At 74.5% G+C, this 19,424-nt stretch carries 17 protein-coding genes and 1 pseudogene; 10 read left to right on the forward strand and 8 right to left on the reverse strand.

Annotated features, from left to right (window positions below; genetic code table 11):
- Positions 1-69 precede the first annotated feature (69 nt).
- The 4 genes from AB0G52_RS15770 (at position 70) to AB0G52_RS15785 (ending at position 3,615) form a co-directional block, all read left to right on the forward strand.
- Positions 70-1,038, forward strand: a complete 969-nt coding sequence (locus tag AB0G52_RS15770) for an NADPH:quinone oxidoreductase family protein (protein WP_361336859.1) — start codon at positions 70-72, stop codon at positions 1,036-1,038.
- Positions 1,035-2,216, forward strand: coding sequence for an acyl-CoA dehydrogenase family protein (locus AB0G52_RS15775; protein ID WP_361336861.1), 1,182 nt, complete (start codon positions 1,035-1,037; stop codon positions 2,214-2,216). Before AB0G52_RS15770 ends, AB0G52_RS15775 begins: the two co-directional genes overlap by 4 nt.
- Complete coding sequence (locus AB0G52_RS15780; RefSeq protein WP_361336863.1) at positions 2,213-3,295, forward strand: acyl-CoA dehydrogenase family protein; 1,083 nt, start codon at positions 2,213-2,215, stop codon at positions 3,293-3,295. The genes AB0G52_RS15775 and AB0G52_RS15780 overlap by 4 nt, the downstream gene beginning before the upstream one ends.
- Before the next feature lie 125 nt (positions 3,296-3,420).
- Positions 3,421-3,615 carry a hypothetical protein gene (locus tag AB0G52_RS15785; protein ID WP_132887893.1) on the forward strand — a complete coding sequence of 65 codons (195 nt, stop codon included), beginning with the start codon at positions 3,421-3,423 and terminating at the stop codon, positions 3,613-3,615.
- A 30-nt stretch (positions 3,616-3,645) separates the two neighbouring features.
- Here AB0G52_RS15785 and AB0G52_RS15790 read toward each other — a convergent pair whose 3' ends face one another.
- The 4 genes and pseudogenes from AB0G52_RS15790 to AB0G52_RS15805 all read right to left on the reverse strand — a co-directional run.
- On the reverse strand, positions 3,646-4,818 hold the full coding sequence (locus AB0G52_RS15790) for a phosphodiester glycosidase family protein (protein ID WP_361336865.1): 1,173 nt from the start codon (positions 4,816-4,818) through the stop codon (positions 3,646-3,648).
- Between the two features lie 143 nt (positions 4,819-4,961).
- Positions 4,962-5,327 carry a DUF779 domain-containing protein gene (locus AB0G52_RS15795; protein WP_132887895.1) on the reverse strand — a complete coding sequence of 122 codons (366 nt, stop codon included), beginning with the start codon at positions 5,325-5,327 and terminating at the stop codon, positions 4,962-4,964.
- A 124-nt stretch (positions 5,328-5,451) separates the two neighbouring features.
- Positions 5,452-9,711 carry a cation-translocating P-type ATPase gene (locus tag AB0G52_RS15800; protein ID WP_361336867.1) on the reverse strand — a complete coding sequence of 1,420 codons (4,260 nt, stop codon included), beginning with the start codon at positions 9,709-9,711 and terminating at the stop codon, positions 5,452-5,454.
- Between the two features lie 580 nt (positions 9,712-10,291).
- Positions 10,292-10,552: pseudogene (locus tag AB0G52_RS15805) on the reverse strand (hypothetical protein); the annotation flags it as partial.
- A 175-nt stretch (positions 10,553-10,727) separates the two neighbouring features.
- Between AB0G52_RS15805 and AB0G52_RS15810 the strand changes: the two are divergent.
- The gene (locus tag AB0G52_RS15810) at positions 10,728-12,893 is read left to right on the forward strand and encodes a SpoIIE family protein phosphatase (protein ID WP_132887897.1); all 2,166 of its coding nucleotides are present in this window, start codon (positions 10,728-10,730) and stop codon (positions 12,891-12,893) included.
- A gap of 19 nt (positions 12,894-12,912) precedes the next feature.
- Here the strand turns inward: AB0G52_RS15810 and AB0G52_RS15815 are convergent, their stop codons facing one another.
- The 4 genes from AB0G52_RS15815 to AB0G52_RS15830 form a co-directional block, all read right to left on the reverse strand.
- Positions 12,913-13,440: an NUDIX hydrolase family protein gene (locus AB0G52_RS15815; RefSeq protein ID WP_165939308.1), complete on the reverse strand. Its 528-nt coding sequence runs from the start codon at positions 13,438-13,440 to the stop codon at positions 12,913-12,915.
- Between the two features lie 42 nt (positions 13,441-13,482).
- The gene (locus tag AB0G52_RS15820; RefSeq protein WP_361336869.1) at positions 13,483-14,628 is read right to left on the reverse strand and encodes an amidohydrolase family protein; all 1,146 of its coding nucleotides are present in this window, start codon (positions 14,626-14,628) and stop codon (positions 13,483-13,485) included.
- Positions 14,628-16,031: a glutamine synthetase family protein gene (locus tag AB0G52_RS15825; protein WP_361336871.1), complete on the reverse strand. Its 1,404-nt coding sequence runs from the start codon at positions 16,029-16,031 to the stop codon at positions 14,628-14,630. The genes AB0G52_RS15820 and AB0G52_RS15825 overlap by 1 nt, the downstream gene beginning before the upstream one ends.
- Before the next feature lie 179 nt (positions 16,032-16,210).
- Positions 16,211-16,681 carry a DNA starvation/stationary phase protection protein gene (locus AB0G52_RS15830; RefSeq protein WP_361336873.1) on the reverse strand — a complete coding sequence of 157 codons (471 nt, stop codon included), beginning with the start codon at positions 16,679-16,681 and terminating at the stop codon, positions 16,211-16,213.
- 164 nt (positions 16,682-16,845) lie between these two features.
- On the opposite strand from AB0G52_RS15830, the gene AB0G52_RS15835 reads away from it, so the two are divergent.
- The 5 genes from AB0G52_RS15835 to AB0G52_RS15855 all read left to right on the forward strand — a co-directional run bounded on the left by AB0G52_RS15835 (position 16,846) and on the right by AB0G52_RS15855 (position 19,420).
- The gene (locus tag AB0G52_RS15835) at positions 16,846-17,619 is read left to right on the forward strand and encodes a sulfite exporter TauE/SafE family protein (RefSeq protein ID WP_132887901.1); all 774 of its coding nucleotides are present in this window, start codon (positions 16,846-16,848) and stop codon (positions 17,617-17,619) included.
- A 104-nt stretch (positions 17,620-17,723) separates the two neighbouring features.
- Entirely contained in the window at positions 17,724-17,888 is a 165-nt protein-coding gene (gene rpmG / locus AB0G52_RS15840; protein WP_132887902.1) for a 50S ribosomal protein L33, read from the forward strand.
- Positions 17,889-17,922: 34 nt separating this feature from the next.
- Positions 17,923-18,183, forward strand: coding sequence for a type B 50S ribosomal protein L31 (locus AB0G52_RS15845; protein WP_132887903.1), 261 nt, complete (start codon positions 17,923-17,925; stop codon positions 18,181-18,183).
- A gap of 18 nt (positions 18,184-18,201) precedes the next feature.
- The gene (ykgO, locus tag AB0G52_RS15850) at positions 18,202-18,324 is read left to right on the forward strand and encodes a type B 50S ribosomal protein L36 (protein WP_132887904.1); all 123 of its coding nucleotides are present in this window, start codon (positions 18,202-18,204) and stop codon (positions 18,322-18,324) included.
- 322 nt (positions 18,325-18,646) lie between these two features.
- A complete protein-coding gene (locus AB0G52_RS15855; RefSeq protein WP_361336876.1) occupies positions 18,647-19,420 on the forward strand; it encodes a cobalt-precorrin-6A reductase in 774 nt (257 codons plus the stop codon).
- Positions 19,421-19,424: the final 4 nt, after the last annotated feature.

Below are 19,424 nucleotides of genomic sequence, written 5' to 3' on the forward strand. Positions count from 1 at the left end.
GTTCCCCCGGCGGCAAGCGACCGCTTAGTATGCGGTGGACCCCGACGAAGCAGTCCCTGGAGGCACCGCATGCAGGCATGGCAAGTGCACGAGAACGGTGAACCGAGCGAGGTGATGCGGCTCCAGGAGGTGGAGCGGCCCACGCCCGGCGACGGCCAGGTCCTGCTGAAGGTGCGCGCCGCCAACATCAACTTCCCGGACGTGCTGATGTGCCGGGGCCAGTACCAGGTGCGCCCGCCGCTGCCGTTCACCCCCGGTGTGGAGATCTGCGGTGAGACCGAGGACGGACGCCGGGTGATCGCCAACCCCGCGCTGCCCCACGGCGGTTTCGCCGAGTACGCGGTCGCGGCCGCCGCCGCCCTGCTGCCCGCGCCGGAGGCGCTGGACGACGCCGAGACCGCCGCGCTGCACATCGGCTACCAGACGGGCTGGTTCGCCCTGCACCGCCGGGCTGCGCTCCAGGCCGGCGAGACTCTCCTCGTGCACGCCGCCGCGGGCGGGGTCGGCAGCGCGGCCGTGCAGCTCGGCAAGGCGGCCGGGGCGACGGTCATCGGTGTCGTCGGCGGCGCCGACAAGGCGGCCGTGGCGCGCGAACTGGGCTGTGACGCCGTGATCGACCGGCGTTCCGAGGACGTCGTCGCCGCCGTGAAGGAGGCCACCGGCGGCCGGGGCGCCGACGTGGTCTTCGACCCGGTCGGCGGTGCGGCCTACACCCAGTCCGCCAAGGTCGTCGCCTTCGAGGGACGGATCGTGGTCGTCGGCTTCGCGAGCGGCACCATCCCCAGCCCGGCGCTCAACCACGCCCTGGTGAAGAACTACTCGATCCTCGGCCTGCACTGGGGCCTGTACGCCACCAAGAACCCCGAGCTGATCGCGCACTGCCACGAGCAGCTCACCCGACTGGCCGCGAGCGGCGCCATCAAGCCGCTGGTCAGCGAGCGGGTACCGCTGACCGAGGCCGCGGCGGCCGTGCAGCGGGTCGGCGACGGAGTCACCACCGGCCGGGTCGCCGTCGTGCCGAAGGGAGCCACGGCATGACCGACGCCGCCGAACTGAAGCGCCGCACAGCCGAGTTGCTGGCCGTCCACCCGCCCGCCACGACGGACAGGCTCGATTTCCTCAGGGCCCGCTTCGACGCGGGACTCGCCTGGGTGCACTTCCCGGAAGGGCTCGGCGGGCTCGGGGCTCCGCGCTCCCTCCAGGCCGTCGTGGACGCCGAGCTGGAAGCCGCCGGCGCCCCCGACAACGACCCCCGGCGCAACGGCATCGGCCTCGGCATGGCCGCGCCGACCATCCTCAAGTACGGCACCCAGGAGCAGAAGCAGCGCTTCCTGCGGCCGCTGTGGACCGGCGAGGAGGTCTGGTGCCAGCTCTTCAGCGAGCCGGGCGCCGGGTCCGACCTCGCCGCGCTCGGCACCCGGGCCGTGCGCGAGGGTGACGCGTGGGTGGTCAACGGCCAGAAGGTGTGGACCTCGACCGCGCACAACGCCCGCTGGGCCATCCTCATCGCGCGCACCGACCCCGACGTGCCCAAGCACGCGGGCATCACCTACTTCGTCTGCGACATGACCGACCCCGGCGTGGACGTGCGCCCGCTGCGCCAGATCACCGGCGAGGCCGAGTTCAACGAGGTCTTCCTGACCGACGTCCGCATCCCCGACGCCCACCGCCTCGGTGAGGTCGGCGACGGCTGGCGGGTCGCCCAGACCACGCTGAACAACGAGCGCGTCGCCATCGGCGGCATGCGGCTGCCCCGCGAGGGCGGCATGATCGGCCCGGTCGCGAGGACCTGGCGCGAACGCCCCGAGCTGCGCACCCACGACCTGCACCAGCGGCTGCTGAAGCTGTGGGTCGAGTCCGAGGTCGCCCGGCTCACCGCCGAACGCCTGCGGCAGCAGCTCGTCGCCGGCCAGCCCGGCCCCGAGGGCGCCGGAATGAAGCTCGCCTTCGCCCGCCTCAACCAGGAGATCAGCGGCCTGGAGGTGGAACTGCGCGGCGCGGAAGGCCTGTTGTACGACGACTGGACCATGCGCCGGCCCGAACTGGTCGACTTCACCGGCCGTGACGCCGGCTACCGCTACCTCCGCGCCAAGGGCAACAGCATCGAGGGCGGGACCAGCGAGGTCCTGCTGAACATCGTCGCCGAGCGCGTCCTGGGCCTGCCCGCTGAGCCGCGCACCGACAAGGACGTCGCATGGAAGGACCTGGCCCGATGAGCACACAGCCCGACCTGCTGTACTCGGAGGAGGAAGAGGCGCTGCGTTCCGCCGTGCGGGACCTGCTCACCGACCACTGTGACGCCCCCGGCGTCATCGCCCGCACCGAGTCGGACGCCCCGCACGACCTGGCGGCCTGGAAGGCGCTGGCCGACGGCATGGGCCTGGCCGGTCTGCTGGTGCCGGAGGAGCTGGGCGGCCAGGGCGCCTCGCACCGGGAAGCCGCCGTCGTCCTGGAGGAGCTGGGGCGGGCGGTGGCGCCCGTGCCGTATCTGACCAGTGCCGTGGTGGCGACCGAGGCGCTGCTGGCCTGCGGGGACGCGGAGCTGCTGGGGCGGCTCGCGTCCGGGCGGACGATCGGGGCGCTGGCCGTGGGGCTGCACGTGGCGCCAGGCGCCGCGTTCGACGCCGTACGGGTCGAGAACGGGCTGCTGCGCGGCGAACTGACCGGGATCGCGGACGCGCTCGCCGCGGACGTGCTGCTGGTGCCCGGGGACGACGGCGGCCTGTACGCGGTCGAGGCGGCGGCGGTGACCGTCACCCCGCGGCCGGCCCTCGACCTCACCCGGCCGCCGGCCACGGTCACGCTCGACGGGGCCGCGGGGCGTCGCCTGGGGGACGCGGAACCGGCCGTACGGCGTGCGCTGCGGGCCGGGGCCGGGCTGCTGGCCTCGGAGCAGTTCGGGGTCGCCGAGTGGGCGCTGACGGAGACCGTCCGCTACCTGAAGGAACGCAAGCAGTTCAACCGGCCGGTGGGCGGGTTCCAGGCGCTCAAGCACCGGCTCGCGCAGCTGTGGCTGGAGGTCGTCAACCTCCGCGCCGCCGCGCGGGGCGCCGCCGACGCGCTGGCCTCAGGCGAGGACACGGATGTCCTGGTGGCCGTCGCCCAGGCGTACGCGGGGCCGGTCGCCGTGCGCGCGGCCGAGGAGGCGTTGCAGCTGCACGCGGGGATCGGCATGACCTGGGAGCATCCGGTCCATCTGTACCTGAAGCGGGCCAAGGCGGATTCGATCGCCTTCGGGACGGCGGGGGCGCACCGCGAGACGCTCGCCGGACTCGTCGATCTCCAGGCGCCGTGACGCAGCGGCCGTCCCACCGGTGACACCACCCGAACGGGGGACGTGTCAGCTGCGCGGGCCGACCCTCCGCTACGCCACACTTGCGGCCGAACGCCCCGAACAGGGCGTGGCGGAGGAGGTTCGCGATGGCCGTTTCCATCTCTGTGGTGCTGCTGCTCCTGTTCGTGGCCGTGCTCTTCATGCGCCAGGGCGGGCTGAAGATCTCGCACGCCCTGGTCTGCATGGTGCTCGGCTTCTTCCTGGCCAGTACCAGCATGGCGCCCACCATCAGCACCGGACTCACCGCGACCGCCGACCTGGTCAGCAGCCTGCGGCCGTGAGCCGACGGCCCGCCGTCGGCCCACCACCGGTCAGGGTTTCCAGAACACCCCGATGCCGTTCGCCACGGCGCGTTCCGGGCTGTCGGTCGGGTGGTTGAGCACGCGCACCGTCTTCGCCCCCGCCGTCCTGGCCACCATGGTCGTGGAGCCGCCGCCGTCCAGGCTGAACGCGTCGGTCGCGCCCAACGCCCGCATCTCCGAGGCGACTTCCGCGATCGTCATGCCCTTGCGGTAGGCGGTCGCGCCGTCGAGTGCGAGCATCAGGAGCCGGCGTCCGCCGCTCGCGTATCCCACCGCCGTACGCACGGCCGAGACGTTGCCGTCCAGACCGGGCAGCGGCTCGCCGTCGCGCAGCACCGGGTAGCCGCCGACCGCGAAGCGGTAGGGGGCCCTGGCGCCGGACGCCACCCAGTGCCCGCGGACCGTCACCGGTTCGCCCCGGAAGAGCCGGCGCAGCCGGTCCGCGCCCGCCTCCCGGCCCAGCAGGACGGTCGTCCCCGCCGCGATCGGGCCGCTGCCCGGAGTCCGGGAGGTGCCGACCACCCTGCCGTCGCGGACCCGGACCTCGAAGGTGTCCGCGCTGCACCCGGCCGCCCGGTCGGTGTCCGAACCGCAGGTGGCGCGTCTGCGGGAGGCCGAGCCCCAGGCGGCGGTGTAGGCGCCCACGCTGCCCTGCGCCAGCGCGTACTGGTTGAGCCCGCGCAGCGGGAGGCTCCCGGCGGGGGTGCGTACCGTGCCGGTGAACACCAGCCGGCCGAGCCGGGCCCGGCGGTCCACGCCCACGCCGAAGACGTCGGTGGTGGTGGTGCCCGGCGGCAGCGAGGGACCGAACCGCTGCGCCGTGGGCACCGCGGACTTGAGCACCCTGCCCTGTGCGATCGCCGGGCCGACGCTCGCCCCGGTCGACTCGACGCCCGGGTGCTGGGTCTCGGTGATGTCGAAGAAGTCGCCGTTCACGCCCGCGACGGCACCGGCCGCGTCGGCCATCGCGGACACCCGCGCACGGGCGGCCACCGCGCCCGGGGTGAGCAGGTCCACCCGGACGTGCGGGTCGGTCAGGTCGACGGTCAGCACGTGGGCATGGACCGTGCCCCTGGCCGCCGGGACGTCGAACTGCCGGTAGGTGATCCCGGACGGGATCCGGCCGGCCCCCGGCACGGCGCCGGCCGGTGCCGCCCCCGTGAGGGCCGCACCGGCCAGCACGCCGGACGTGGTGAGAATCGTGAACAGAGTTCGGGCCGTCGCTGCCGGTCGTCTCCGACGAAGCGTCACCGCACCCCCTGATGTCTCGTCAAGTTCCACAGGACACAGGGAAGTGCAGCAGACGCGGGTGACCTACGAGGCCCCTAGACGTCGACTACGCGAGAACGGGTGAGAAAACGCACCCCCTCGGGCGCCTCCAGCGAGAATCCGCTACCGCGTCCGGGGACCACGTCCACGATCAGGCGGGTGTGGCTCCACACCTCGTACTGGCTGCGGGACATCCAGAAGGTGACCGGCTCCGCGACGCCGTCCACCGCGAGTTCGGCCAGCAGCACGTCCGAGCCGCCGGTGCGGAACTCGCCGTCCGGGTAGCACATGGGCGCGCTGCCGTCGCAGCAGCCGCCGGACTGGTGGAACATCAGCGGACCGTGCTCGGCGTGCAGTCGGCGCACCAGATCGGCGGCCTGCGCGGTGAGCTCCACACGCGGCGGAGCTGTCGTCTCGTCCATGGTCACCGTCCTGGCGGCGGGGGCGTCGGAATCCCCTCAGTCTCACCCTTCGCCATCCGGCCGTCCAGCGGCGGTCGTTGGTCCGCGCCGGGCCCGCGGCACGGCACGCTCACGGGGCGGGCGCTCACGTGGCGGGCAGCAGATCCGTGACCTTCCGCTCCAGGAACGGCAGGGCGCGCTGACTCCAGACCGCCAGCGCGATCGACGCGGCCACCGCGGTCAGGGCCACCGGGCCCAGCGGGGTGCAGCCGAAGAAGTGGCTGACCGCCGGCGTCTCGACGAGCGCGATCAGCACCGCCGCCGAGCCGAGCGCGGTGAACCGCACCAGCGGGCTGTCACGGCGGTCCAGCAGGGTCCCCAGGAGCTGGGTGCCGACCACCGCGGCCAGCGCCATCGTGCTGGAACGGCGGGCCGTTCCCGGTGTGGCCCGGCCGGCGAGCCAGGCCAGGAGCGCGCCCACACTGGTCGTCAGCGCACGGTGCCGGATCTGCCGCAGCAGCGGCGCTCCGAGCGCGGCCGACGGCGAACCGGGGTCCTCCCGCTCGTCCGGCTCCTTCGGGGTGACGGCCACCGCCATCGCCGGGAACAGGTCCGTGAGGAGGTTGACGAGCAGCATCTGCCGGGTGGACAGCGGAGCCCGGCCGGCCAGCAGGGTGCCGAGCACACCGAAACCGACCTCGCCCGCGTTGCCGCCGATGAGGATGGCGACGGCGTCCGCGACCCCGTGCCACAGCGACCGGCCCTCCCGCACCGCGTCGATCAGCACCGTCAGGTCGTCGTCGGTCAGGACGAGGTCGGCGGCGTTGCGGGCGGCGGCCGAACCCCGGGTGCTGATGCCCACGCCGACATCTGCGGCACGGATCGCCGCCGCGTCGTTGGCGCCGTCCCCGACCATGCCGACCACCCGGCCCGCGTCCCGCAGCGCCTCGATGACCTGGAGCTTCTGCTCCGGCGCGACACGCGCCACCACACCGGCGTCGCGCAGCACACGGGCCCTGCCCGAGCGGTCGGCGGCCGCGAGGTCGTCGCCGGTCACCACGACGGTGTCCGCGGGCCAGCCCAGTTCGGCGGCGATCGTCCGGGCCGTCCCCGGATGGTCGCCGGTGAGCATCACCGGTCGTACGCCCTCCTCCCGCAGACCGCGCACCAGGGCGGTGGAGGTCTCGCGCGGGGTGTCCGCGAGGGCGAGCAGACCGACGAACTCAAGCCGCTCCAAAGGCGGTTCGAGAACGCCCGAGACGTCCTCGGCGTCGTCGAGCCGGCGTTGGGCGACGGCGAGGACCCGCAGGCCCTCCGCGGCCAGCGACTGCGCCGTCGCCGAGGCGGCCTCATGGAGGCCGGAGCAGGCCGGCAGGACGGTCTCCGGTGCTCCCTTCACCACCAGCAGCGGCGGTCCGTCGCCGGACCGGCCGACGGCGGCCGCGTACCCGCGGGCCGCCTCGAACGGGAGTCCCTCCACCTGGACCCAGTCGGGCTCGGGTTCGGCCGCCTCCAGGACCGCCGCGTCGGTGACGTGGTCCGGCGGCTTGTCGCCGTTGCCGACCTGGGGGCAGGCCCGGGCCGCCACCCGCAGGGTGCCGGCCGCTTGTTCGTCGCCCACCGGGTGGCCGTGGCCCTCGCCGTCGGTCACCCGCGCCAGGCGCAGCGTGTTCTCGGTGAGCGTGCCGGTCTTGTCGAAGCAGACGGTGTCCATCCGGCCCAGCGCCTCCAGCGCGCGGGGTGCCCGGACCAGCACCCCGTCCCGGCTCAGCCGCCGGGCGGCGGCCAGCTGGGCGACCGTCGCCACCAGCGGCAGCCCCTCGGGCACGGCGGCCACGGCCACGGCGACCCCGCCGCTGACCGCCGCCCTGATCGGGCTGCCCCGCAGCAGTGCGAGACCGGTGACCGCGGCGCCGCCGCCCAGCGTCAACGGCAGTGCCTGCGCGGTGAGTTCGTGCAGCCGGGCCTGCACTCCGGCGGCCGGTGGCGTACGCGCGGCCAGGTGGACGGCGCGCGCGGACTCGGTGCGCTCGCCCGTGTCCACGACCACCGCGCGCGCCTGCCCCGCGGCCACCGTGGTGCCCTCGAAGACCATGGAGTGCCGGTCCGCCACCGGCACGTGCGGGGTCGCCGCGGTGTGCTTCTCCGTCGGCACCGACTCCCCGGTCAGCGCGGACTCGTCGACCTCCAGGCCGTCCTCCGACAGCACCCGCGCGTCGGCCGGCACCACGTCGTCGGTGTGCAGGTCGATCACGTCGCCCGGCACCAGACGCGCCGCGTCGACGGTGTGGGTGACCGGTTCGTCGGGGGAGTCCGCCACCCGCGCCTGCCGCTGCTGCTCGGCGAGCAGCCCGGACACGGCCCGTTCGGCCCGCAGCCGCTGGATGCCGCCGATCAGCGCGTTCAGGTCGAGCGCGCCGACCACCAGCAGGGCGTCCACCACCGAGCCGACGATCGCGGATGCGGCCGAGCCGACCGCCAGCACCGGGGTCAGCGGGTCGTCCAGCTCGCTGCGCACGGCACCGGCCAGCCGGCGCGTCCACCGCACCGGGGTGAGCAGCGGGTTGCGGGACGGCTCCGCGGCCCGCTGCCGCTCCTCGGGCGGCACCGGCTCCCGTTCGTGCTCCAGGCGCTCCAGGGTTTCCCGCGGGCCCAGTTCGTGCCAGTGCACCCGGGCCCTGGGGTGCGGCGTGTCGGCCCGTGCCACCCGCAGCGCCTCCCAGGTCCCCGACAGCAGGGCCGTCGCGGCGGCACCGTCCACCGGCGCGTGCCGCATCCCGGGCAGCGCGGCCAGTCGGCCGCGCCCGCTCCTCGACTCGCCGACGGCCACCAGCAGCCCGGACAGCGCGGCCCCCGACCGGGCCAGGATCTGCGAACGCCGGCCCACCCGGCGCGCGGCCGGCACCGCGATCAACAGCCGCCACACGTCGGGCAGTCCGTGCAGGGCGAGGGCGTCGGCACCCCAGACGACCGTGCTGCCGGCGTCGGCGAGCGCGACCGCGATGTCCCCGGCGAGCAGCCCGGCCAGCAGCCCGTGGTCCCGCTCCGACCACAGCCGGGCCACCGTGATCACCGCGCCCGAGTCCTCGGGCAGGGAGCACACCACGTCGTCCAGCGGCCGTCGGGCGTCCACCACCTGGTCGGCGAGGCCGGTGAAGTCCTCCAGCGCCGGGTCGTCCACCAGGACGACCCGCAGCCCGGCGCGCCTGGCCGCGTCCAGCACCGGCTCCGTCCAGGGATCGGCCTCCCCGTCCGCGCCCCGGACCGCGCTCGGATGCAGCACGAGGGTGCCGACGAGTTCCAGCTCCCGCAGCCGCTCGGGGTCGCGGACGAGCAGTCCCGAACGGGCCAGTACGGCACTGAGAACCGCCTCGAAGGCGGTCGGCCCGTACCGGGCGGCCTTCGGCGAGGCCGCGAGGACCGCCTCCGCCGCCTCGGTGACGTCGTGTTTGACCAGCAGGGTGGCGGCCGCGCCCAGGACGCTGCCGGCGAACGCGTGGTTGGCGTAGTCCGCGGACGGGGGCGTGCGCAGGGGCGGGCGCGGGCGGCCGTCGTCTCCGGTGCTCGGCCGGTCCGGGGTGCACAGTTCGTCGTGGAACAGCTCGAAGGCGGCCGCCCGTGCCATCGTGTCGGCGAGCCGGCAGCCGCGCAGGGCTCCGTCGAGCAGCAGCGCCGCGGGGGTCTGCCCGGCTCCGTGGGCCGCCGCGTTCGCGCACGTCAGCAGCAGGTCCATGGCGTCGGCACCCAGGTGGGCGCGGAGCAGGCCGCGGAAGCGGGGGTTCTCCCGCAGGACGGTCACCAGCGCGGTCACCACCCGCGGCGACGGCGGCAGCCGCAGCGTGTACGCGGCGACGCCCACGCCGGTGCCGACCAGGTCGGCCGCGAGGGTCGCCAGGGCCGCACGGATGCCCTGCCGGTCCGCCGGGTGCGTGATGTCCTCGGGGCCGCCGTCGTCCGCCACGAGACCGGAGCGGACGGCGAGATCGCTCGCGTACTCCAGCACCTCGTCGGTGACCGCCTCCTCGGTCGCGGCCACCACCAGCCGCCCGAGCCCCTCGTCCCAGTAGGCGAAGAGCACGTCCGGATGCTCGGCCAGCTCGGCGGCGACCTGCGCGGCGAGCCGGCGCACCCCGGCCCTGTCGGCCCGCGCCGGATCCGCCGCCCGCAGCGCCAGGTGCGCCCGGGCGCCGGAGCGCCACTGCCGTTCGGCCCCGAGCAGCGCGTTGCGGGCCGCACGCGTCATGCGGACGGCCGTGTCCAGGCTCCGGACACCGGCCCGCGCGGTTCCGGCGGCGGCTCCGGCGGCCGCGCCGATTCCCGGCGCGGCCGCCCTGGCCAGCAGTCCGGGCGCCGCGGACACCGCCCGCGTGGCCAGGGACGGCACTCTCGGCAGTCCGAACGCCATCACGCACCCCCGGCCCGCATCAGCCGGCGGGCGGCGCGGTCGGGTCGGCGGGCGGCGCGGCCCCGAGTGGGGCGTCGTCCTCGTCGGCCGGGGCCGGTGCGGTCGATCCGGCGGGCGGGGCGAGCGTGTCCTCGTAGGGATCGGGGTCGAACGGTTCGGCGGTCGCGCCCGGCTCGGCCGCCGTGTCCTGTTCGGCGGACCCGCCGAGACCAGCCGCCGTGTCCTGTCCGGCGGGTGTGCTCGGTCCAGCCGTCGTGTCCTGTCCGGCGGGTGTGCCGAGGTCGGTGGACCGGTGCTGTCCGGTGGGCCTGTCGAGGTCGGCGGGCGCGGGCTGGTCGTGGGGTGTCGCGACCGGTACGTCCGGTCCGAGTGCGGCAGCCGCGGCCGCGGTGGTGGCGGGCCCGGCCGACGCCGCCGCCGGTCCGTCCGGCATCTCGTCCCCGCGCAGCGGGCCCGGACCCGCCACGCCCGCGCCCGGCCCGGGCTCCGTCGCGGCGTCGCCCATCGCCACGTAGGCGCCGTGGCCCGAGCCTTCCGTCGTCCCCGGGGTCGTCGCCTTCATGGCCGTGCTCTCACCGCTCTGCCCCGGCCGCGGCTGGGTCAGCCAGGCCACCGCGGCGCCGGTCAGCGCGACCGGCCACTCCACGACCCCGGCCACCCCGAGCACCCCGGCTCCCGCGTACACGGCCATCCGGCGGCCTCGCGGCGACACCGCACCGATCTTGTCCAACGTTCCCTCCGCGGCCTTGGTCACGGCTCCGGCGCCGGGTACCTTCCGCACCGCCGAGGCCGCGTTCCGCAGGGGCGCGGTGAGGGCCGAGGACGACTTCTGCTCAGCCATGACTACTCCTCGTCACTGCCGGGATCGCTGCTTCTGCCTGCTGAGTGCCCCGTAACAGAGAGGACCATCCGGGATCGATCGGACATTTCGGGAGCCACTGAGGCGCGCCCCGGCACCGTGCGGCCGCCCGGCCGTCTCCGGTGGTCGCCCTGATCAACGGCGTTAACCTGTTGTTATGTGCCCGAACCGCCCGGAGGGGGCCGAAACCGACCCGTCCCCGGTGGTGAGGGCGCGGGAGAAGGCGCTGGCCCTGGCGCTCCGACAGGCGGTGGCGGGTGTCGGAGGACGAGGCGCCTTTGTCCACCGCTGGGACCCCGGCACGCGCCGGCTCGACCTGGTGGCGTCGGAAGGTGTCGCCGCCGAGGCGGCCCGGCGCTGGGGCGTGCTGCGCGAGGAGCAGGACGTGCCGCCGTCCTGTGCGCTGCGGCGCGGTGTCCTCGTCCGGACGGCCGGTGACCGCCTCGCGACCGGCGCCGCAGGCACCGTGGCGGTACCGCTGGTCGGGGCCGGAGGCCCGATCGGCGCCCTGACGGTGCTGCTGTCCGGGACGGACGGACCCGACGACGTGGAGCTGTCCTTCCTCCATGCCGTGGCCGCCTGGACCGCCCAGCACCTGGAGCGCACCGGCGGCTCGCCCCCGCAGGGGCAGTCCGTGACCGAACACGAGCGGACCGCCAGGGCGGCGGAGCTGACCTCGGCGCTCGCCGAGGCGGTGACGGTCCAGGACGTCGTACGGGCCGTGGCCGAACACGTCCTGGCCCCCTTCGGTGCCGAGGGGCTGATCGTCTCCGTGTTCGAGAACGGTCGGTTCACCAGGGTCGGCGAGGTGGGTTATCCGGTGGAGTACCTGAAGCGGTTCGACGGCCCGCTGAAGGCGGGCCTGCCCGTCACCGACGTGCTGCGGTCCCGCAGTCCGGTGTTCCTGGAGTCACCGGCCCAGATCTACCAGCGCTACCCCGCGATCACCGACCGGATCCTGATGGGCACCTCGCCGAAGATGGCCTGGGCGTTCCTGCCGCTGGTCGCCTCCGGGCGGGTGGTGGGGGTGTCGATCCTGTCGTACAGCCGGCCGCACTCCTTCAGCGAGGCGGACCGCACCCTGCTGACCACGTTCAGCGCCCTGGTCGGCCAGGCCCTGGAGCGGGCCCGGCTGTACGACCTGGAGCACGCCCGTGCCCAGGAACTGCAGAGCGCCCTGCTGCCCCGCACCCTGCCCAGACCGCCCGCCGCCGTCGCGGCCGCCCGATACCTCCCGGCGGGCCGCGGCGAGCAGGTCGGCGGGGACTGGTTCGACGTGATCCCGCTCTCCGGCGACCGGGTCGCCCTGGTGGTCGGCGACGTGATGGGCCACGGCATCGCCGAGGCGGCCACCATGGGCCGGCTCCGCACCGCCGTACGCACCCTCGCCGACCTCGACATGACACCCGACGAACTGCTGGGCCATCTCAACGACCTGGTCAGCGACCTCGGCGAGGACTTCTACGCGACCTGTCTGTACGCCGTGTACGACCCGGTGGGCCGTACGTGCTGCTACTCGCTGGCCGGTCATCCGCCGCCCGTCTTCGTGCACCCGGACGGCACCGTCCACAGCCCGGTGCTGAGCCCCGACCCGCCGCTCGGCGCCGCAACGCCGCCGTTCGCCGTGCACGAACTGCCGCTGCCCGACGGCAGTCTGGTGGTCCTGTGCACCGACGGGCTCATCGAATCCGGCGCCCAGGACGCCGAACAGGGGCTGACCCGGCTGCTGCGCGTGCTGTCCAAGGCCGCGGTCGGCCCGGCCCGCTTCACCGGCTCCGACGAGGAGGCGGACGTGCGAGGCCTGGAGGAGCTGTGCGAAACGGTCGTCTCGGAGCTGCTGCCGGACCGGGAGCACACCACCGACGACGCGGCCCTGCTCATCGCCCACACCCGGGCCATGCCCGCCGACGACGTCGCCTCCTTCGGCCTGCCCGACGACCCGCGGGCGGCCGGCCAGGCCCGGGAACTCGCCCGCGACCAGCTCTCCCGCTGGGGCCTCGACGAACTGACGACGACCACCGAACTGCTGGTGAGCGAGCTGGTCGGCAACGCGATCCGGTACGCCAAGGGGCCCATGCGGCTACGGCTGCTGCGCAGCCGCAGCCTGACCTGCGAGGTCTACGACGGCAGCCTGAGCACCCCGCGCATCCGGCACGCCACCTACACCGACGAGGGGGGCCGCGGCCTCCAGCTGGTCGCCGCCCTGTCCCGGCGCTGGGGCGCCCGCTACCTCAGCGACGCCAAGTGCATCTGGACGGAACAGGACATCCCCGACGGTCTCGGCAACCGGCTCGCCGCCGCCGCCGAGGTGCCCGTCTCCTGAGCAGGCGGCCGGCCGCCTCCTAGCTCACGAACCCGACATGCGCCAGGGCCTGCTTCAGCAGCACCCCGTGACCGCCGGGCATCTCGCTCTGCACGGCCTCCAGCATGGCTTCCTGCGGGCTGAACCACACCAGGTCCAGAGCGTCCTGCCGGGGCCGGCAGTCACCCGTGACCGGCACGATGTAGGCCAGCGACACCGCGTGCTGACGCGGGTCGTGGTACGGGGTGACGCCGAGCGTCGGGAAGTACTCGGCCACCGTGAACGGCTGCAGCGAGGCCGGTACCCGGGGCAGCGCGACCGGTCCCAGGTCCTTCTCCAGATGGCGCAGCAGGGCGTCGCGGACCCGCTCGTGGTGGAGCACACGGCCGGAGACGAGGGTCCTGCTGACCGTGCCGTCCGGGCCGATGCGGAGCAGCAGTCCGATGCTGGTGACTTCGCCGCTGTCGTCGACGCGCACGGGCACGGCCTCCACGTACAGGATCGGCATGCGGGCGCGAGCCATCTCCAGCTCGTCGGAGGACAGCCAACCGGGCGTGGTATCGGTCATGTCAGACATTGCTTGATCATACTTTCCGGGCGGGGCACGCGGTCAGTCGCGGCCGGTGTCGGATGCGGGAAGCCCGTAGACGCGGCGGGCGTTCTCGCGTCCCGTCCAGGCGGCGATCCGCACCGCGTCGGCCGGGCTCAGTTCGTCGGCGTCCACCCGGTCCTGGAGCAGTCCGGCCAGCCCCTGCCGGAAGGACAGCGCCCCGAGATGGTGGAACTCGGCCACACCATAGGCGTCCGAGCTGTACAGCAGTTTGCGGAACGGCGTGATCTCCATCGCCTCCGCGAGCACCGCCTGGGCCCGCGCCGCCCCCACGTAGTGCAGCGCAAGCCCCACGTCGAGGTGCACATGTTCGAACACGGTGGCCAGATAGGCGGCCTGGCGGTGGTACGGCCAGCAGTGCAGCAGCAGGACCGGGACGGTGCCGGTGGTCAGCCGCAGCCAGTCGGTGAGCAGCGCCGGATCCGCGTGGTGCAGCCGGAGGTCCGAGTCCCCGAAACCGGCGTGGAGTTGGAGCGGCAGTCCGAGGGCGACGGCGGTCCACAGCAGATGGCGCGTCAGCACCGGGTCGGTGAGCCGTCCGCCGCCGTCCGCCAGCCACAGCGCGGCGGCCCGGGTCACCTCGGCGTACGTGGGCCGCACCGGGTTCAGGTCGAACCCGGTGCGGTAGGCGGCCACCGACTTCACCGCGACCACCCCGGGCCGCCGTACCGCCGCCTCGGCCGCCGCCCGGAAGGCGCCCGCGTACTCGCCCGCCTCGACGCCCCGCGCGGCCACCTCCTCGGCGACGCCCTCCAGCCGCACCACCTCGTAGGCGGTGCCCCCGGCCGCCCCGGCGAGCTCGGCGGGGGAGGTGACCGGGTGCGGGGCGAACCCGGTGTCCACGCAGAACGCCTCGGCGTGCGCGGCCCGCAGAAACCGGTGGTTGACCTCCCGCCAGCCCAGTTCCGCCCGGCGCGCCAGGTAGTCGGCGGCCGGGGCGTGCCGGTCCAGGCCGAGCAGCGGCGCGCAGTGCCGTCGTACGGCGATGCCCACCGGGCTGTCGAACGGTGACACGCCCGGCCAGGCCTCGCCCTCGGTGAGCAGGGCCGCGAACTGCGGTGCGGTGAGGTCGGCGGTGACCGCGCCGTGGCAGTGGTGGTCGACGAGGGGGAGCGCGTCGAGAACTTCCCTGACCGGCCCTGTCATCAGTACTTCCAGCGGTAGGCCGCCGCCACCCCGGCGTCGTCGAGCCCGGCGACGGATCCCGTCTCGCCCTCGCGCACGGCGATCACCGCGTCCGCGAGGACCGGCCCGAGCGCGGCCCGCAGCACCTCGTCCTGGCGGAACTCCTCGACGGCCTGCGGCAGCGAGGTCGGCAGCCGCCGCACCCCCCGGGCCACCGCCTCGTCGGGGATCAGCGCGGCCGGGTCGCCGGTCACCTCGGCGGGCAGCGGCGCCGCCGAGGTGAGCCCGTCGAGTCCCGCGGCGATCACGCAGCCGAGCGCGAGATACGGGTTGGCGGCCAGGTCGACCGGCTTGATCTCCAGGTTGGCGTCCTCGCCCTGGTGGCCGGTCGTGCCGGTGACGACGCGGATCGCGGTCTCCCGGGTCTCCCGGCCCCAGGCCGTGAACACCCCCGCCCACTGGGAGGGCTTGAGCCGCAGATAGCTGGCCGGGCTCGGCGCGGTCACCGCCGTCAGCGCCGGCAGGTGCGTCAGCAGCCCGGCCACGAAGGACTCCGCCGCGGCCGTCATGCCGTACCGCGCGTCGCCCCCCGCGTGCAGGTTGACGCCGTGGCGCCACACGGAGAGATGGAGATGGCCGCCGTTGCCGACACCCCGCTCCACGACGGCCGGCGCGAACGAGGCCCGCAGGCCGTGCCTCTGCGAGACGGCGCGGACGGTCTGCCGGACCAGGACGCTCTGGTCGGCCGCCGCCACCGGGTCCAGGGCGCCGGTGGACAGCTCGAACTGGCCCGGCGCGTACTCCGGGTGCAGCTGGGCGACCAGCACCTCCTGCGCCTCCAGGGTCGCGAGCAGGTCGGCGGTGTAGTCGCTCAGCTCGATCTGCCGGGTCGCGCCGTACGCCGGACCCGAGGTCGCGGGCGCGAACTCGTCGGCCGACGCGCCTGCCCGGCCGAGCGACCACTCGATCTCGATGCCCGCCCGGAAGGAGACGCCGTGCCGGTCCTCGGCGTCGGCGACGACCCGGCGCAGGAAGGTGCGGCTGCAGCCCGGGTGCCGGTCGCCCTCCTGGGTCAGCCGGTCGACGGGCGCCCACGCCCAGCCGGGCTGCCCGGCCAGCACCACGAGCCGGTCCAGGTCCGGGTAGAGGCGCAGATCGCCGTCGGGGGAGCCGAGGACGTCGGTGCGTACGATCGCGTCGTTCGCCAGGAAGGTGTCGAACACCGGGGACATGCCGACGCCCCGGGCCACCGCCGCGTGCAGCCCCTGGCAGGGGACCGTCTTCACCCGGCAGATCCCGGCGGTGTCCACGTAGGCCAGCACGATCCCCCGCACCCCCTGCGCGGACAGCTCGTGGGCCAGGGCGTGCGCACGGGCGAGATCGCCGGGGTGCCCGCCGGGCACGGGGTCGACCAGGGGTGGCATTCGACGTCCTCCTCGACGGGCTCGGATGCGCGCGTACCCGTCAGGGTTTCACGCTTCCCGCGCCGAACCGCGGAACGCGGACCGGCGCCGGGGAGTCGGATGGCCGCGCCCGGGCGCACACGTCGAACCGGTCCGACGTGTGCACGTCGGACCGGTTCGGGGGAGGAGACTCCCGGTGCTCAGCTGTTCTCGGCCGCGAACATCCAGCGCTGCTTCTCCAGGTCGGCGGTGATGGTGATCAGCAGGTCCTGGGTGACCGGGTCGGGCTCGTCGGTCGCGGCGATCCGCTCCCGCAGCCGTCCGATCGCCGCCTCCAGCGTCCGCACCATCAGCTCCACGACCTCGTCGTCCCGCAGCCAGCCGTCCTTGGCGCCGGGCAGCGCGAAGGCGGCCGCGATGGTCTCCGGGCGGCCGTCCGGCGGCACGCCCAGCGCGGCGGCGCGTTCCGCGACCGTGTCCGAGTAGGCGCGTGCGGTCGCGACCACCTCGTCCAGCTGGAGGTGGATCGATCGGAAGCGCGGACCCACGATGTTCCAGTGGGCCTGCTTCCCGATCAGTGACAGGCCCAGCAGATCCACCAGCGTCTCCTGCAGAGCGGTCCCGGTGACCTGAAGTGCCCCGTCGGGCAGCGTGCTCTTCACGACGGTCATGGCGCGCGTCTTCCTTCCGTTCTGAGCGGTTCGCTACGAGGCTCGTTCCGAGCGGTCGTGGAAGCTCGGGTGCCCTCCCTGACCAGGAGCAAACGCGTGTCGGGACCGATCGGCGAGACGGTACTTACCGCGACGGCTTGTCCGGACATAGCATCGGTCTCCGCATGAACACGATGACGCTCTCTCACCTGTCCGGCTGGGGGTTCGCCGCCCTGGCACTCGCCGCACTGCTCGTCGGCTTCTCCAAGACCGCCGTCAGCGGCGCCAACACCGTCAGCCTCGCCGTCTTCGCCGCGGTCCTCCCGGCCCGCGCCTCCACCGGCGTCCTGCTCCCGCTGCTCATCGCGGGCGACGTACTGGCCGTCGCCACCTACCGCAGGCACGCCCACTGGCCGACGCTGTGGCGGCTGTTCCCGGCGGTCGCGGCGGGAGTGGTGATCGGCACCCTGTTCCTGGTGTGGGCCGGCGACGGGGTCGTACGGACGTCGATCGGCGCGATCCTGCTGCTGATGGCCGGGGTCACGCTGTGGCGGCGGCGCACCGCCGACGGGCCGGACGACCCGGACGCGGTCACCACCCGGGCGGGGCGGGCGAAGGCAGGTTCGTACGGGGTGCTCGGCGGCTTCACCACGATGGTGGCCAACGCGGGCGGCCCGGTGATGTCGATGTATCTGCTGTCGGCCGGTTTCCGCAAACTCGGCTTCCTCGGCACGTCGGCCTTCTTCTTCCTGATCGTGAACGTCTCCAAGGTCCCCTTCAGCGCCGGGCTCGGCCTGATCGACGGCGACTCGCTGCTGCTCGACGCGGCACTCGTGGCGTTCGTCGTCCCCGGGGCGTTCCTCGGGAGGTGGGCCGTGAACCGGATCAACCAGCGGCTGTTCGAGCAGCTCGTCATCGCGGCGACGATCGTGGGCGGCCTGCAGCTGCTCCTGCGCTAGCCGGTTCCGGGACCCGGGAATGCGACGGCGGGGGGCGTTGTTGGACCCGTCGTGATTGACATGCTCGGATCATGAAAGCCGGGTGTGGAGAAAGGGAGGACCTCATGGCACGCAGCACCGAGCGTCCCGTCGTCAGGCTGAAGTCGACGGCCGGGACCGGCGTCACCTACGTGACCCGCAAGAACCGCCGGAACGACCCCGACCGGCTGGTCCTGCGCAAGTACGACCCGGTGGCCGGCGCCCACGTGGATTTCCGCGAAGAGCGCTGACACGCAACACCCCACCGCCCCTGGAAGGAACCCCATGAAGTCCCGCATCCATCCCGACTCCCGGTTCGTGGTCTTCCGCGACCGTGCCGCGGACACCGCGTTCCTGACCCGCTCCACCGCCGACTCGTCCCGGACGATCGAGTGGGAGGACGGCAACACCTACCCGCTGATCGACGTCGAGGTCTCGTCGGCGTCGCACCCCTTCTACACCGGCCGGACACGGGTCCTGGACAGCGCCGGCCGGGTGGAGCGCTTCGAGCGCCGCTACGGCCGCACCGCCCCCGCCCGCGGCTGACCCGAGGAGGACAGAGACATGAAGGTGCGCGCGTCCCTGCGCTCGCTGAAGGCCAGGCCCGGCGCCCAGGTGGTCCGCCGCCGCGGCGTGGTCTACGTGATCAACAAGAAGGACCCCCGCTTCAAGGCCCGCCAGGGCTGACGACGGACAGCTCCCACGACGGCCGCCCGGCCCCCCAGCCGGGCGGCCGTCCGGCGTCCCGGGGTGTGAGCACCCGGCGGCCCGGTGCCCGAGTGTCCGGTTTCCCGGCTCCCTCGGCTTCCTCCGCGCGGGGGGTCCGTGGGCCGGCGGGTGACTCCGCTGTCCGTGTCCCGGCGTGAATGCCCGGACGGCACCGCCCTGCGCCTGTCCACCGACCGCCGGGCCAGGGCGACGGGTACGACCGCCGTGCCACCGGGGCCGGCCGCGTCCGGGCGGTTCTCTCGTGTCCCCGGTGCGTCGGCCTGGCCCGTACGCTCGGGTCATGTTCTCGCACGTCCTGATCCTCGGCGGTACCGCCGAGGCGCGTGAGCTGGCGGCCGTGCTCGCCGCGCGCCCCGGTGTCCGTGTCACCACCTCCCTCGCCGGGCGCGTCGGCCGGCCGGGCGCACTGGCGGGGGAGGTCCGGGTCGGAGGCTTCGGCGGGCCGGCCGGGCTCGCCGACTGGCTGCGCGAGCAGCGCGTGTCCGTCCTCGTCGACGCCACGCACCCGTTCGCCGAGACGATCACCGCGAACGCGGCGCGGGCCGCGGCGGCCACCGGCGTCCCGGCCCTGGTGCTGCGCCGCCCCGGCTGGCGGCCCGGCCCCGGGGACCGCTGGCACCCCGCCGCATCCCTGCCCGCCGCGGCGGAGCTGCTGGCCGGCTTCGGCCCCCGGGTCCTGCTGACCACGGGACGCCTGGGCCTGTCCGCCTTCGCCCACCTGACGGACCACCACTTCGTCGTACGGTCGGTGGAACCCCCCGAACCCCCGATGCCCCCGGGCACCGAGGTGCTGCTGGCCCGCGGCCCGTTCACCGTGGCCGACGAGACCGCGCTGCTGCGCGAGAACCTGATCGACGTGCTGGTGACGAAGGACAGCGGGGGAGCGGCGACGGCGGCGAAGCTCACGGCCGCACGCGAGCTGGGCCTGCCGGTGATCGTCGTACGACGGCCTCCGCTGCCGGCCGGGGTGACGGCGGTGCCCGATGTGGCGGGTGTGCTGGAACGGCTGGAACGGCTGGAACGGCTTGGACGGCTGGAAACCGGCCGCGGATGACCGC

The organism is Streptomyces sp. NPDC021562 (genome assembly GCF_040640875.1).
Classification (GTDB): Bacteria; Actinomycetota; Actinomycetes; order Streptomycetales; family Streptomycetaceae; genus Streptomyces.